Source organism: Pseudomonas sp. LB3P14, assembly GCF_054898045.1.
In genome coordinates, this window is record NZ_CM142714.1 from 3,232,782 (window position 1) to 3,247,373 (window position 14,592).

General features: G+C 60.9%; 9 protein-coding genes. 3 read left to right on the forward strand and 6 right to left on the reverse strand.

The features are described from left to right. Window positions 1-2: 2 nt before the first annotated feature. The 6 genes from ACYZT5_RS15130 to ACYZT5_RS15155 all read right to left on the reverse strand — a co-directional run bounded on the left by ACYZT5_RS15130 (window position 3) and on the right by ACYZT5_RS15155 (window position 9,614). Window positions 3-3,221 (reverse strand): transporter substrate-binding domain-containing protein, encoded by a 3,219-nt coding sequence (locus ACYZT5_RS15130; RefSeq protein ID WP_462051802.1) that lies wholly within the window; start codon window positions 3,219-3,221, stop codon window positions 3-5. A 12-nt stretch (window positions 3,222-3,233) separates the two neighbouring features. Next, window positions 3,234-3,854, reverse strand: coding sequence for a response regulator (locus ACYZT5_RS15135; RefSeq protein ID WP_462051803.1), 621 nt, complete (start codon window positions 3,852-3,854; stop codon window positions 3,234-3,236). A gap of 110 nt (window positions 3,855-3,964) precedes the next feature. Then, window positions 3,965-4,378: a response regulator gene (locus ACYZT5_RS15140; protein WP_462051804.1), complete on the reverse strand. Its 414-nt coding sequence runs from the start codon at window positions 4,376-4,378 to the stop codon at window positions 3,965-3,967. Window positions 4,379-4,472: 94 nt separating this feature from the next. Then, on the reverse strand, window positions 4,473-7,175 hold the full coding sequence (gene mgtA, locus ACYZT5_RS15145; RefSeq protein ID WP_462051805.1) for a magnesium-translocating P-type ATPase: 2,703 nt from the start codon (window positions 7,173-7,175) through the stop codon (window positions 4,473-4,475). Between the two features lie 495 nt (window positions 7,176-7,670). After that, window positions 7,671-9,008 carry a lysine N(6)-hydroxylase/L-ornithine N(5)-oxygenase family protein gene (locus ACYZT5_RS15150; protein WP_462051806.1) on the reverse strand — a complete coding sequence of 446 codons (1,338 nt, stop codon included), beginning with the start codon at window positions 9,006-9,008 and terminating at the stop codon, window positions 7,671-7,673. 123 nt (window positions 9,009-9,131) lie between these two features. Beyond that, complete coding sequence (locus tag ACYZT5_RS15155; RefSeq protein ID WP_033061135.1) at window positions 9,132-9,614, reverse strand: sigma-70 family RNA polymerase sigma factor; 483 nt, start codon at window positions 9,612-9,614, stop codon at window positions 9,132-9,134. Between the two features lie 398 nt (window positions 9,615-10,012). Here ACYZT5_RS15155 and ACYZT5_RS15160 point away from each other — a divergent pair, with 398 nt between their 5' ends. From ACYZT5_RS15160 to ACYZT5_RS15170, 3 genes are read left to right on the forward strand one after another with little or no spacing between them, the layout of a single operon-like run. Next, window positions 10,013-11,185: an efflux RND transporter periplasmic adaptor subunit gene (locus ACYZT5_RS15160; RefSeq protein WP_462051807.1), complete on the forward strand. Its 1,173-nt coding sequence runs from the start codon at window positions 10,013-10,015 to the stop codon at window positions 11,183-11,185. After that, window positions 11,186-13,159 (forward strand): MacB family efflux pump subunit, encoded by a 1,974-nt coding sequence (locus ACYZT5_RS15165; protein WP_462051808.1) that lies wholly within the window; start codon window positions 11,186-11,188, stop codon window positions 13,157-13,159. Window positions 13,160-13,166: 7 nt separating this feature from the next. Beyond that, window positions 13,167-14,561, forward strand: a complete 1,395-nt coding sequence (locus ACYZT5_RS15170) for an efflux transporter outer membrane subunit (RefSeq protein WP_462051809.1) — start codon at window positions 13,167-13,169, stop codon at window positions 14,559-14,561. Window positions 14,562-14,592 lie beyond the last annotated feature (31 nt).

Below are 14,592 nucleotides of genomic sequence, written 5' to 3' on the forward strand. Positions count from 1 at the left end.
CGTCAGTCTCGCTTGAGGCTCTGATCCAGGCGTGCCATGGCGTGCTGCAATTGATCGACGGCCTCGTCAATCAACGCCGCGCGCCCCTCGGCGCAGGCACGTTCCAGATGTTCGCAGCACTCGATCAAACGTTCTGCACGGACCATGCGCGCACCACCTTTGATGCGGTGCGCCAGGTCCTCCAGGCGGTGGCAATTGCCACTGACGTGCGCTGCAAGCAGATCATCGCGATCGTAGCGGTTGGTCTCGGCCAGTTCGCGCAACAACTGATTGATCAGCGTCCGGTCGTCACCGACGTATAACTCCAGGCCGGTCAAATCGATCTCGGACGTTGATGGCTCTTCAACCGGTGCTGGCGGCTCACTCACAAATCGGGACGCCAACCAGGCACTCAAATCTGCCAGCCGGATCGGTTTGAACAGGCAGTCGTCCATGCCCGCCTCCAGGCAGCGGACCTTCTCCTCGGGTTGTGCATTGGCGGTAAATCCCAGAATCGGCGTCGGCGGTAATCCATGGGCGCGCTCTTCATCGCGTATTGCACCTGCCAGCTCATAACCACTGACCACTGGCATATAACAGTCGGTAATGACCAAATCGAGTTCATGTTCGCGCCACTGCGCCAGACCGCGCTCGCCATTCTCCACCTCCAACACACGATGTCCCAGATAGCTCAGCTGGCGTGAGAGCAACAATCGATTGGCCGGGTAATCGTCGACCACCAGAATTCTCAGCGACCGGGTGAGCACCTGCAAACCGCTATCCGCTCCCTCGCGGGGCAACAACGCTTGCAACGCAATCAGATCAAGGCTGACGTCGACCTGCGTACCCTGTCCGAGGGCGCTGTTGAGCTGCAATCGGCCACCCATCATTTCGCACAGATAGCGGCTGATGACCAGTCCCAGGCCGGACCCGTTTCGTCCTGACTGCTGGCTGTTGCCGGCCTGCACGAACGGGCTGAACAATCGCTGTTGATCGACCAGACTGATACCGATGCCGCTGTCCTCAATGCGCACACTGACGGCCAAATGCCCCGGCAAACCCGGGTCCACTTGCAGCGTCAGGCTCACCTCACCTTCCCGGGTGAACTTGATCGCATTGCTCAGCAGATTGGACAGCACCTGCTTGAGGCGGATGGAGTCGACCAACACGTCACAGTCGCTTTGCTCGCCCAGTTCGACCCGCAACTGCACATTCTTCTGCCGTGCCAGCCCCTCGAAAACCCGACACACCGACTCCACCAGCGTCCGTAAATTGGCCCGCTCAGGGGTCAACGACAAATGCCTGGATTCAATGCGGGCGATGTCCAGGATGTCGCCAATCAACGCCAGCAATTGCTGCGCGGCTTCGGACGCCACCTCAATGGAAGAACGGTCAGTGACGCCCTCCTCCGCTCGCTTCAGCGCCAATTCGAGCATGCCGATCAGGGCATTCATCGGCGTGCGGATTTCATGGCTCATGGTCGCCAAAAACGTGGTTTTGGCGCGGTTGGCATCGTCGGCAGCGTTCTTGGCGTCTTGCAATTGCCCGAGCAGTTGTTGGCGCTGGCGGATCTGCCGGCGCTGCCAGGCAATCCACACCAGCGCGAGCAACAACAAGGCGCCGGCCGCGGCAAATGCCTGGAGAATTTCTTCGCGATGAAGCAGCCAATAGCTGCCCTTCTCCACCACATCATTGCTCCAGCGGGCTAACAGCTCATCCATCTCCTGGGGCGAGATGCTCAGCAGTGCCTTGTTCAGAATCGAGTGCAATTCCACAGCGCCCCGGGCGGTGGCCAGGGCGATGCGCGCCGGTTCATCGCCCACGGCACCGGTGATTCGCAGGCGCTCGCGGTAATGCCGGGTAATCAGGTAACGCGTCATGAACAATGAGCTGAGCGCGGCATCGGCCTGGCCCTTCGTCACCAATTCCAGGCCCTGAACCGGGCTCTGCACGTCCACAAACCGCACATCCGGTACCTTTGCCCGAATCATCTCGCGCAGCGGATGGCTGTGATAGATCGCCAGGCGTTTACCGGCCAGATCGTCCAGGGTCTTGGGACTGCCCCGGGTTGTGGCGCTAACCAGTACAAACGGATTACTCAGGTAGGCACGGGTGAAGCTCAACTCGGATTCGCCTTCGACACTGGGTATGATCGCGGGCAACACGTCAACCGCCCCGGCCTTGAGTCGCTGGATCTGCTGGTCCAGTGAGTTGCCCCTCTGCACGTTGAAGTTCAAACCGCTGCGCTGGCTGATCAAGGTCAGCAACTGCGCCGTCAGTCCGCTGAACCGGCCCTGGGCATCATAGAAACTCAGCGGTGCAAAGTTCTCGACAGCTCCGACGGTCACTGTCGGATGCCGATCCAGCCAGCGTTGTTCACTGGGGCTCAGACTCACTCGCTGCAGGCCTGTCATATTGGCCCTGCCAGCACTCCAGCGCTGCTCGATGGCCGAGCGTTGGTCCATGGGAATCGCCGCCAGGGCCTTGTCGACAATGCTCTTCAGACGCGGGTTGCCTCGGGCGAGGGCAAAGCCGAACGGATTGGCGTCAAGGCCGGAAGGCCCCACCAGGTGAACGTTACTGAGGTAGTTGTTGTTGATGAGGTAGTTGGCGCTGATGAAATCCCCGAGGTACACATCAGCCGGCCCGAACGCCACCGCCCCGAGCGCTTCGAGCGCCGACGAATAAAGTTGCAGGCGGGCCTCGGGATAGTAGGCTTCGACGGTCTGCGCCTGCAGATAGTCATCGACCATGGCGATGCGTATACCCGCAAGATCGGCGGGCACCTGTTCGTCCAGCCGCGTGACCAGCATTGGCTGATCTTCAGCATAAGCAGTGGATCGGTTCAGTTCGGGATCGGCCGCCTCGAAATTGTTGGACGTGCCGAGCAGATCCAGATCATCGCGTTTGAGCGCATTCATGGCCGCTTCGCGTGTGCGGTAACGAAGCACCTCGATTTTGACGTGCAGCAGTTGCGCCAACAGCGCGGCATAGTCTGCGGTGATGCCTTCCAGCACATCAGCCTTACGCGTGATCTCGAACGGCGGGTAGTCCGCCCCCGACACCCCGAGGCGCAAGACTCGCTTATCGCGCAGCCACTGCCAGTCCCTTTCATCCAGCTGGACCTGATAACCCTCCACCGTGGATCGCCCCAGCACATGCAAAAGCTTTGGTTCATCGGCCGCCGTCACCGGTGCTCCCAGTACACCGACCAGCAATAGCGCCCACAAACAATTGCGCATGATCAGGCTCACTCAGATCAGGTGATTGCGTATGGCGAAATCGCGCAAGTGCACGGCCGAGCTCAATCCGAGTTTTTCGATCAAACGAGTCTTGTAGGTGCTGACGGTCTTGTGGCTCAGGTGCATGAACTCTGCAATCTCTTTGTTTTTAATACCCCGGGCCAGGTACTGCAGGATGGTCAGTTCGCGGTTTGAGAGTTTGTCGATCATCTGCTTTTCGTTGTGTTGCAGCGGGTCCAGCGACCCGGTGGGTAGCTGCGCGAAATAGGTATACCGCGCCATGACGGCCTGCACGGCTTTATGCAAATGGCTCAGATCGTTGGTCTTTGAGACATATCCCAAGGCCCCGGCGCGCACGCAGCGTTCTTGAAAAAACAGCGGATCAAGAGAAGTGAACACCAGCACCACACAGATCCACCCATTGACTTTGATTCGCTCCAGCACATCCATGCCGTTGCCGCCCGGCATGACCAGATCCAATAAGACCAGATCGAACGTATGCTCCCGAAGTATCGACAACGCTTCACCCACGCTGGACGCCTCATCAATCCGTTTGAAACCTTCCCGCTCAACTACAAGCTTGACTGCGGCGCGGACCACCGGATGATCGTCCACAATCAGCACTGACTTCATGGCAACTTCCTGCGCAAAAAACACGACGATTGAGAGATCAATGCCCATGAGCCCGACCCGGTTAAACGCACCGGCTGCGCAAAGACTTTTGCATGAAAATCCGGACGCCACTACCTGACAGAAATGACAGTGCCGACGAACGGTAGAGGAGGATCGACAATCGCCATCAGCCCCTGGATGGACGCCAGATCAGGCAACGTCGCATGGCTCACCTGAACAGTCTGTTGAACGCAGGCAGGAATGGGCGGCAACTGCGCCTGCTGGCCGTTGTAGATCAAGGCGTGATGAACCTGTTGGCTATCGAGGAAAAAATCGAGCAGGTTCAACGCTCCACCCGCCAGCGTTGCATTGATGACCACCAGATCAAATGGCTCGCAATCGTATTCGACCAGGGTCAATAGTTCTTCCAGGCTGTGCACCGGTGCAATCCGGTAGTAGTCGAGTTGATTGAACAGTCGCTCAACCTTCATGCGGTGAAAATGCAGCTTGTCGGCGATCAGGATACGTAAGGCTTTGTTCGACAACAGGGGCCCCCAGGAGGGTGTCGGATTCGTGAGGGCGCAAGGCTACGGAAGACCTGTCGAGCTTTCTGTAGGACTTTTCCTAAATGTGCACGCTTTACTGCCAACCAAACCGGCGAATGTAGAAGCCTTTCACCGCTTGGGTCAGCGCCATGTAGGTCAGCAAAATCACCGGCAAAAACACAAAGTACAGCGACGGCAACGCCTGCAATTTGAAGTAGTGCGCCAGTGGTCCCATCGGCAGGAAGATACCCACGGCCATGATGACTCCAGTCATCACCATCAGTGGCATCGCCGCGCGGCTTTGCAGGAACGGAATTTTCGGCGTGCGGATCATGTGCACGATCAGGGTCTGGGTCAGCAGCCCGACCACGAACCAGCCGGACTGGAACAGGGTTTGATGGTCCGGGGTGTTGGCATCGAAGACGTACCACATCAAGACGAACGTGGTGATGTCGAAGATCGAGCTGATCGGTCCGAAAAACAGCATGAAACGACCGACGTCCGCCGGCTGCCAGCGCTGTGGTTTTTTCAGCATGTCCTCGTCGACGTTATCGAACGGGATAACGATCTGCGAAATGTCATACAGCAGGTTCTGCACCAGCAGGTGCATCGGCAGCATCGGCAGGAACGGGATGAACGCACTGGCCACCAGCACCGAGAACACGTTGCCGAAGTTCGAGCTGGCGGTCATTTTGATGTACTTGAGCATGTTGGCGAAGGTCCGGCGCCCTTCCAGTACGCCCTCCTCCAGCACCATCAGGCTTTTCTCCAGCAGGATGATGTCCGCCGCTTCCTTGGCGATGTCCACGGCGCTGTCCACCGAAATGCCGATGTCGGCGGTGCGCAGCGCTGGCGCGTCGTTGATGCCGTCACCCATGAAGCCGACCACATGACCGTTGCCCTTGAGCAGACGCACGATGCGCTCCTTGTGCGATGGGGTGAGCTTGGCGAAGACATTGGTGGTCTCCACCGCCACCGACAGTTCGGCGTCGCTCATGCGCTCGATGTCGTTACCCATCAACAGCCCTTGCTGCTCCAGGCCGACTTCGCGGCAAATCTTCGCGGTCACCAGTTCGTTGTCGCCCGTCAGCACTTTCACCGCCACGCCGTGAGCGGCCAATGCCTTGAGGGCCGGCGCGGTGCTTTCTTTGGGTGGATCGAGGAAGGCTACGTAGCCGATCAGCGTCAGCGCCTGCTCATCGGCCAGGCTGTAGGTATCGCGCGCTTCAATCATCGGCCGCGCGGCAACCGCCACCACCCGCAAGCCCTCGGCATTGAACGTGGCAGTGACCTGACGAATCCGCGCCAACAGTTCATCGCTCAGTGCTTCATCGACCTCGCCGTGACGCACCCGCGTGCAGACCGCCAGCACTTCTTCCACCGCGCCCTTGCAGATCAGCAAGTGCGAATGATCTCGCTCGGCGACCACCACGGACATCCGCCGGCGAGTGAAGTCGAATGGGATCTCGTCGACCTTGCGAAACGCCGTGCCGACTTTCAGTTCACGGTGGATTTCCACGTGTTCCAGCACCGCCACGTCCAGCAGGTTTTTCAGGCCGGTCTGGTAGTAGCTGTTGAGGTAGGCCATTTCCAGCACGTCATCGGAGTCGTTGCCCCAGACATCGACATTGCGCGCCAGGAAGATCTTGTCCTGAGTCAGCGTGCCGGTCTTGTCGGTGCACAGCACGTCCATGGCGCCGAAGTTCTGGATCGCGTCGAGGCGCTTGACGATGACTTTTTTGCGCGACAGGAACACCGCACCCTTGGCCAGGGTCGAGGTGACGATCATCGGCAGCATTTCCGGGGTCAGGCCCACGGCAATCGACAGCGCGAACAGCAGCGCTTCGGTCCAGTCACCCTTGGTGAAGCCATTGATGAACAACACCAGCGGTGCCATAACGAACATAAAACGGATCAACAGCCAGCTGACTTTGTTGACGCCGGTCTGGAATGAGGTGGGTGCGCGATCCGTAGCGCCGACCCGCTGCGCCAGGGCACCGAAATAGGTGTTGTTGCCGGTGGTGAGAATCACCGCCATCGCCGTGCCGGACACCACGTTGGTGCCCATGAACAGAATGTTGTCGAGGTCCAGCGGGTTGCGGGTGTCGCTGTCCTGTTGACGGGGGAATTTTTCCACCGGCATCGATTCGCCGGTCATCGCGGCCTGGCTGACGAACAAGTCCTTGGCGCCGAGCACCCGGCAATCGGCGGGGATCATGTCACCGGCCGACAATACGATCAGATCGCCCGGCACCAACTGTTTGATTGGCAACTCGGTGCGTGGCGCGTCCCGACGCAACACCGTGGCGGTGTTGCTCACCATCGCCTTGAGGGCGTCAGCAGCCTGGTTGGATTTGGTTTCCTGCCAGAAGCGCAACAAGGTCGAGAGCACCACCATGGAGAAAATCACGATGGCGGCTTTCATGTCTTCAGTCAGCCAGGAGATCACCGCGAGCAACGTCAGCAGCAGGTTGAACGGGTTTTTGTAGCAGTGCCACAGGTGGGTCCACCACGGCAGAGGCTGTTCGTGCTCGACTTCATTGAGGCCGTATTGCACGCGCAGTGCATCGGCTTCGAGTTCGCTCAAGCCATCGGTGTGGCTGCCGAGAGTGTCCAGCAGTTGGCCGGTGTCGCTGTTGGCGGCGCTCACCAGTGTTTGCGCCAAGGTGGGCGGCACTTCGCGGCTGACAGTGGTGTCGGTGAAGTTTTCCAGCAGCGCCAATCGACGGAAGTGTCGGGCGATGTGGCGGGTGCGCAGGAATCCGGCGAAGAATTCTTTGAGCAGGGTCAGGTTCATGGCAGTTCCCCCAGGGTCAGCCGGGAAACCTTCGAGCAGGCGTGTCGATACGCCGCGATGACGACAAAAAGGTCGAACATCACGCACGGTTCAGCGTCGATGAGAGGACGTCGGGAATCGGGCCAGGACTGACCGCGATCGGGATGCCGCTGCTCGCTTTTCGGCGAGACAACGGCACAAAACGTTGCGCGTTATCTTGCCGGGAAGGTGCCGGTTATCGAAACCGGCCGACTACTGTCACTCGAACAAGTACCCACTGTGGGTCTCCGCTATTGATTGAAAACGCGCGAAGCTTACGCCCCGATTTCTGGAGAGTAAACGATGCTGGGGCGTGGGATGGGGGAATCGCGGGGTTCTTCAGGAAGGGTTCAGGATGATCGTTCCCACGCTCCGCGTGGGAATGCAGCCCGGGACGCTCCGCGTCCCTTCCGAAGCGGACGCAGAGCGTTCATTGAGGCATTCCCACGCAGAGCGTGGGAACGATCAGGGTGAGGGTCAGCTGGCAGTCGCCAACAACAAATCCATCACCGACCGACCCTGCCCACGTGCCTTGCCATGGTCATACAACGAACCGGCAATCTCATCGGCACGGATCGGCAGGATCGACAGCAAGGTGTCGCTCAAGCCGTGGCTGGCCTGGCAGAAGCCCTGCATATAAATGCCAGCCTTGCAGCGCTCATCAGTGATCAGTTTGTAGTTGCGATCGACTTCGAAATCGCCCAGGTACTGCTCCAGCGGCGCCAGCAGTTTGCGGTGCATCTGGCGCTCGTAACCGGTGGCCAGCACCACGGCGTCGTAATGACGGACCGTGACTTCACCCGTGGCGTTGTTGCGTACCGTCAACTCGATACCGCGCTCGGTGGCGGTGGCTTTTGAGAGAGTGGTCAGGGTGCGGAACGCATGGCGCGCGATGCCCGATACTTTCTGACGATAGAAGATGCCGTAGATGCGTTCGATCAGGTCGATGTCCACCACCGAATAGTTGGTGTTGTGGTACTCGTTGACCAGTCGCTCGCGCTCGCTGCTCGCCTGCTGGAACACCAGGTCAGTGAACTCCGGCGAGAACACTTCGTTGACGAAGGGGCTATCGTCCGCCGGCTTCAGGGCCGAGCCACGCAGGATCATGTCCACCTGCACCGACGGGAAGCTGTCGTTCAGATCGATAAAGGCTTCCGCCGCGCTCTGCCCGCCGCCGATGATCGCGATGCTCATCGGCTGGTTGTTCACGCACGGTTGCTTGGCCATCTGCGCCAGGTACTGGGAGTGGTGGAACACGCGGCTGTCACCCTTGAGCGCCTTGAACGCTTCGGGAATGCGCGGTGTGCCGCCGGCGCTGACCACCACCGAACGGGTGGTGCGCACGTGCTGATGACCTTGGGTATCGCGCGAGATCACCCGCAGTGCTTCGACCTGCTGGTTGTGCAGCACCGGCTCGATGGTCAGCACTTCTTCGCCGTAGCGGCTCTGTTCGGTAAATTGTCCGGCGACCCAGCGCAGGTAATCGTTGTACTCCATGCGGCACGGGTAGAAGGTGCCCAGGTTGATGAAGTCCACCAGACGGCCGTGGTGCTTGAGGTAGTTGACGAACGAGTAAGGGCTGGTCGGGTTGCGCAGGGTCACCAGGTCCTTGAGGAAGGAAATCTGCAACTCGCTCTGGGTCACCAGGGTGTTGCCGTGCCAGCGGTAGTCGGCCTGCTTGTCGAGAAACAGAACATCCAGCTCGCCCTGACTCGGCCCGCGCTCTTGCAGAGCGATGGCCAGCGCCAGGTTCGAAGGGCCGAAACCGACGCCGATCAGGTCGTGAACGATGGGCGATGCAATTGCCTGTGTCATTTCCAGTGTCCTCTGGATGAACCCCCGAGCAACGGGGAGTAAGCCTAAGTGACCTGATGCAGGACAGCAGGTCGTCTGTTGAGTAGGGACGAGGACAATGAAAAAAAATTTAGAGAGAAGAGATCAGTGGGCGTCCCACTGCCGCATCCGCACGCGGCAATGCTTCATGGCATTGACGATGTGCTTCTCCACCAGCGCGCGCGAGATACCGAGGTGCTCAGCAATTTCCGGGTGCGACAGGCCATCGATCTTGCGCAGCAGGAAACTCTCGCGGCACAACCGTGGCAATTCCGCCAATGCCCGCTGGAGCATCTCCAGGCGTTGACCGTGATCGAGGCTGTGATGGGGCGATGGCGTGAAGTAGCGCTCTTCGTTGTCGAGCACTTCCAGCGATTCGACCTGACGCAGGGCATTGCGCCGATGGTCGTCGATCACCAGATTGAGCGCGGTGCGATACAGGAACGCCCGAGGCTGCTCGATCGGTGTGTCGCTGGACCGCTCCAGGACCCGCAGATAAGCGTCATGCACCACATCTTCGGCCACCTGACGGTTGCCCAGCTTGGCGTTCAAAAAACACACCAGCTCGCGATAGTAGTTTTCCAACATGACTCCCGGCCGCAGGGGTGCGGTTTCTGTCCTTGAGCCAGATCGGCACTCGCCGAAATAGGCAGTGGCACGATAGTGGCAGTTCGAGGCGCGTAATTTATAGTAATTCTCATATAGATTTAAAGTATTGCTTCGTCTTGCCCGACAAATAGTCATGAACTGTGGGAGCGAGCCTGCTCGCGAAGGCGTCTGGCCAGACAACATTTGTGTTGAAGTAAAATCGCTTTCGCGAGCAGGCTCGCTCCCACAGTTTGATTGTCCGCGCCTAAATTCCCCAGTACGTTCCTCGTTTACAGGACAGCTCCCCGTCTCTGTCGGCCCCCCGACAGCGCTCTGCTGTTGCCCGTTTTTGTGCGCAGGCTGAGCGACGGGCCGATATTCATTGGCCGGAACCCTGCATGAAACGTCCCCGACAGACCCGACGCGCCCTGCTTGTAGCACTTTGTCTGATCCCCGTTATCGCCGTGGCCGCCTGGCAGATAATCCCGCCCGGCCGTGACCAGTTCGCCACCGTTCAGGTCACCCGCGCCGACATCGAAAGCAGTGTCACCGCGCTGGGCACTCTGCAACCTCGACGCTATGTCGACGTGGGTGCCCAGGCGTCCGGGCAGATCCACAAGCTCCACGTGGAAGTCGGTGACACCGTCAAGGAAGGCCAGTTGCTGGTGGAAATCGATCCGTCTACGCAGCAGGCCAAACTCGACGCCGGGCGTTTCTCCATCGAAAACCTCAAGGCACAGCTGCAGGAGCAACGGGCGCAGCACGACCTCGCCCGGCAGAAATTTCAGCGTCAGCAGAACCTCAAGGCCGGTGGCGCCACCCGCGAAGAAGACGTGCAGACCGCCGAGGCCGAACTGCGCGCCACCCAGGCCCGTATCGACATGTTCCAGGCACAGATCCGCCAAGCCCAGGCCAGCCTGCGCAGCGATCAGGCGGAACTGGGTTACACCCGAATTTATGCGCCCATGAGCGGAACCGTCGTCGCACTCGACGCCCGGGTCGGCCAGACCCTCAACGCCCAGCAGCAGACGCCACTGATTCTGCGCATCGCCAAACTGTCGCCGATGACCGTCTGGGCCGAGGTGTCGGAAGCCGACATCGGTCACGTCAAACCGGGCATGACGGCCTGGTTCACCACCCTCAGCGGCGGCAACCGTCGCTGGAACAGCACCGTGCGGCAGATTCTGCCGGTGCCGCCCAAGCCGCTGGACCAGACCAGCCAGGGCGGCGGCAGCCCCGCCAGTTCGAGCAAAAGCGGCAGCGCTCGCGTGGTGCTGTACACCGTATTGCTCGACGTCGACAACGCCGACAACGCGCTGATGGCGGAAATGACCACGCAAGTCTTCTTCGTCGCCGAGCAGGCGAAAAACGTCCTCACCGCGCCCATCTCTGCCCTGCAAGCCGGCACTGGAACGGACAATCAGACCGCGCAGGTCGTCGCCAAAAATGGCCGCATCGAGTTGCGCGACGTTCGCACCGGCATCAGCGATCGCCTGCGGGTGCAGATCCTCGACGGCTTGCAGGAAGGCGATCACCTGTTGATCGGCCCGGCCGACGGGAGTGGCGGCTGAATGCAGACGCCCCTGATTGACCTGCAGGACATCCGCAAAGCCTACGGCGGTGGCGACTCACCGGAAGTTCATGTGCTGCGCGGCATCGACCTGTCGATCCATGCCGGGGAGTTCGTGGCGATCGTCGGTGCTTCCGGCTCCGGCAAGTCGACGCTGATGAACATCCTCGGCTGCCTCGACCGCCCCACGTCGGGCGAATACCGCTTCGCCGGGGAAAACGTTGCCGCGCTCGACAGCGACGAGCTGGCCTGGCTGCGTCGCGAAGCCTTTGGTTTTGTCTTTCAGGGTTACCACCTGATCCCGTCCGGCTCGGCCCAGGAAAACGTCGAGATGCCGGCCATCTACGCCGGCACTCCGGCCGCCGAACGCCACGCCCGCGCTGCCGCCCTGCTCGACCGTCTCGGCCTGGCTTCACGCACCGGTAATCGTCCGCACCAGCTCTCCGGCGGCCAGCAACAACGGGTGTCGATCGCCCGCGCCTTGATGAACGGCGGCCACATCATCCTCGCCGACGAACCCACCGGCGCCCTCGACAGCCACAGCGGCGCCGAGGTCATGACCCTGCTCGACGAACTGGCGAGCCAGGGCCACGTGGTGATCCTCATCACCCACGACCGCGAAGTCGCGGCCCGGGCCAAACGCATCATCGAAATTCGCGACGGGCTGATCATCAGCGACAGCGCCCGAGACACCCCCCAAGCACAGACGTCGGCCAATCCCGGCGCGCTGCAAGCGGTGGACTTACGCAAGCGGCTGACCGAAGGCGCCGAAGCCACCGGGGCCTGGAAAGGCGAACTGGTCGATGCGGTACAGGCCGCCTGGCGGGTGATGTGGATCAACCGCTTTCGCACCGCGCTGACGCTGCTCGGCATCATCATTGGCGTCGCGTCGGTGGTGGTGATGCTGGCGGTGGGTGAAGGCAGCAAGCGCCAGGTGATGGCGCAAATGGGCGCGTTCGGTTCCAACATCATTTACCTCAGCGGCTCGTCGCCAAATCCGCGAACACCGCTGGGCATCGTCACCCTGGATGACGTCGCAGCGGTGGCGAGCTTGCCGCAGGTGATGCGGATCATGCCGGTCAATGGCCAGGAGGCCGGGGTGCGTTTCGGCAACCTCGACCACTTGAGTTACGTCGGCGGCAACGACACTAATTTCCCGGCGATTTTCAACTGGCCGGTGGTGGAAGGCAGCTATTTCACCCAGGACGATGAACGCAACGCGGCGGCCGTGGCAGTGATAGGCCACAAGGTGCGGACCAAGTTGCTCAAGGACGTGGCCAACCCGATCGGCCAGTACATCCTCATCGAGAACGTGCCGTTCCAGGTGGTCGGCGTGCTCGCGGAAAAAGGCGCCAGCTCCGGCGACTCCGACAGCGACGACCGCATCGCCATCCCCTACTCCGCTGCGAGTGTGCGGCTGTTCGGCACCCACAATCCCGAATACGTGGCCATCGCCGCCGCCGATGCGCGCAAGGTCAAAGAGACGGAAAAAGCCATCGAGCAATTGATGCTGCGCCTGCACAACGGCAAAAAGGATTTCGAACTGACCAACAACGCGGCGATGATCCAGGCCGAAGCGCGCACGCAAAATACGCTGTCGCTGATGCTCGGCTCGATTGCCGCGATTTCGTTGCTGGTCGGCGGGATCGGTGTGATGAACATCATGCTCATGACCGTGCGCGAACGCACCCGCGAGATCGGCATCCGCATGGCCACCGGCGCCCGTCAACGCGACATCCTGCGCCAATTCCTCACCGAAGCGGTGATGCTTTCGGTGGTCGGCGGGCTCGCCGGGATCGCCCTGGCGCTGATCGTCGGCGGCGTGCTGATCCTCAGCGAAGTCGCCGTCGCGTTCTCCTTGATAGCGGTGCTCGGCGCCTTCGGCTGCGCCCTGGTCACCGGTGTTGTCTTCGGCTTCATGCCGGCCCGCAAAGCTGCCCGACTCGACCCGGTCACGGCCCTAACCAGTGAATGATCTCTCCATGAAGCCGCAACTGAGTTTGCTGACCCTCTGCCTGTTGCTCGGCGCCTGTGGCAGTCCCGCCCAGCGCCCGGACAGCGGCCTCCAGCCGCCCGCCTCCTGGCAATCGCCGCACACGGAAAGCGCCACCCGCAGTAACCTGCAATGGTGGACGCAGTTCGGTAGCCCAGAGCTTGATCGCCTGATCGAACAGGCGCGGCTCGGCAGCTACGATCTGGCCGCTGCCATCGCCCGGGTGCGGCAAGCGCAGGCTGAAACGGTAGTTGCCGGTGGCTCGCTGTTACCCGAGGTCAAGGCCGGTCTGAACGCCAATCGGCAAAAACTCCTGCGCGGCAACGGCTACAGCCAGCTCGATGCCGACAGCGACAACAAGGCAGTCGATTACTTCAACGCCAGCCTCAGCGCCAGTTACGAAATCGACTTCTGGGGCGGGCAGCGCGCTTCCCGCGCCAGTGCGCAATTCGGGCTGCAGGCGAGCGAGTTCGATCAGGCGACGGTGGAGTTGACGCTGCTCAGCGGCGTCGCCAACAGCTACGCGCAAAGCTTGTCGTTACGTGAGCAAAGTCGCATCGCCGAGCTGAACCTGGCGAACGCGCAGAACGTCTTGCAACGGGTGCAGACCCGTTTTGACTCGGGCTCGGCGACGGCGTTGGAACTGGCGCAACAGAAGAGTCTGGTCGCCGCGCAACAACGACAATTGCCGCTGGTGCAGCAACAGGCTCAGGACGCGAAGATCAGCCTCGCCGCCCTGCTCGGCCGGCCCGTTCAGGAATTGAGCTTGGGTGAGGAGCGCTTTGATCAACTGTCATGGCCAACCATCGCTGCCGGTGTGCCCAGTGAACTGATCAGCCGCCGCCCGGACATCGCCCGCGCCGAAGCGCAATTGGCCGCCGCACAAGCCGACGTCACCGTCGCCCGCGCCGCCATGTTGCCGGCTGTGACCCTCAGCGCAGAAATCGGCTCCGGTGCCGACCGCGCCGCCGACGTCCTGCGCAACCCCTTCTACAACCTCACCGCCGGACTGCTCGCACCGGTCTTCAACAATGGTCGACTGAGCGCTGCACGCGACAAGGCCACGGCCCGCCAGGAAGAACTGCTGGAGGCGTATCGCGGGGCGATCATCAATGGCTTCGCCGATGTGGAAAAAGCGTTGAACAGCATTCGCGGTCTGGACGAGCAGCGGCAGTGGCAAGCTGAAGAACTGAACCAGGCGCAGACGGCATTCAACATTGCGCAAAGCCGTTATCAGGCCGGTGCCGAGGATTTGCTGACGGTGCTGGAGACACAGCGCACGCTGTATGCGGCGCAGGATTTGAATGTGCAGCTGCGGTTGTCACGGTTGCAGGCGAGTATTGCGTTGTACAAGGCGCTGGGTGGGGGGTGGCAGACTCTGTAATTTGCGTCGCCACGGGGGTGATCGTTCCCAC

Excerpts from the sequence above, each read along its gene's own strand:
- ACYZT5_RS15130 (WP_462051802.1), bottom strand. The coding sequence starts at position 3,221 with ATGCGCAATTGTTTGTGGGCGCTATTGCTGGTCGGTGTACTGGGAGCA.
- ACYZT5_RS15135 (WP_462051803.1), bottom strand. The coding sequence starts at position 3,854 with ATGAAGTCAGTGCTGATTGTGGACGATCATCCGGTGGTCCGCGCCGCA.
- mgtA (WP_462051805.1), bottom strand. The coding sequence starts at position 7,175 with ATGAACCTGACCCTGCTCAAAGAATTCTTCGCCGGATTCCTGCGCACC.
- ACYZT5_RS15150 (WP_462051806.1), bottom strand. The coding sequence starts at position 9,008 with ATGACACAGGCAATTGCATCGCCCATCGTTCACGACCTGATCGGCGTC.
- ACYZT5_RS15155 (WP_033061135.1), bottom strand. The coding sequence starts at position 9,614 with ATGTTGGAAAACTACTATCGCGAGCTGGTGTGTTTTTTGAACGCCAAG.
- ACYZT5_RS15160 (WP_462051807.1), top strand. The coding sequence starts at position 10,013 with ATGAAACGTCCCCGACAGACCCGACGCGCCCTGCTTGTAGCACTTTGT.
- ACYZT5_RS15165 (WP_462051808.1), top strand. The coding sequence starts at position 11,186 with ATGCAGACGCCCCTGATTGACCTGCAGGACATCCGCAAAGCCTACGGC.
- ACYZT5_RS15170 (WP_462051809.1), top strand. The coding sequence starts at position 13,167 with ATGAAGCCGCAACTGAGTTTGCTGACCCTCTGCCTGTTGCTCGGCGCC.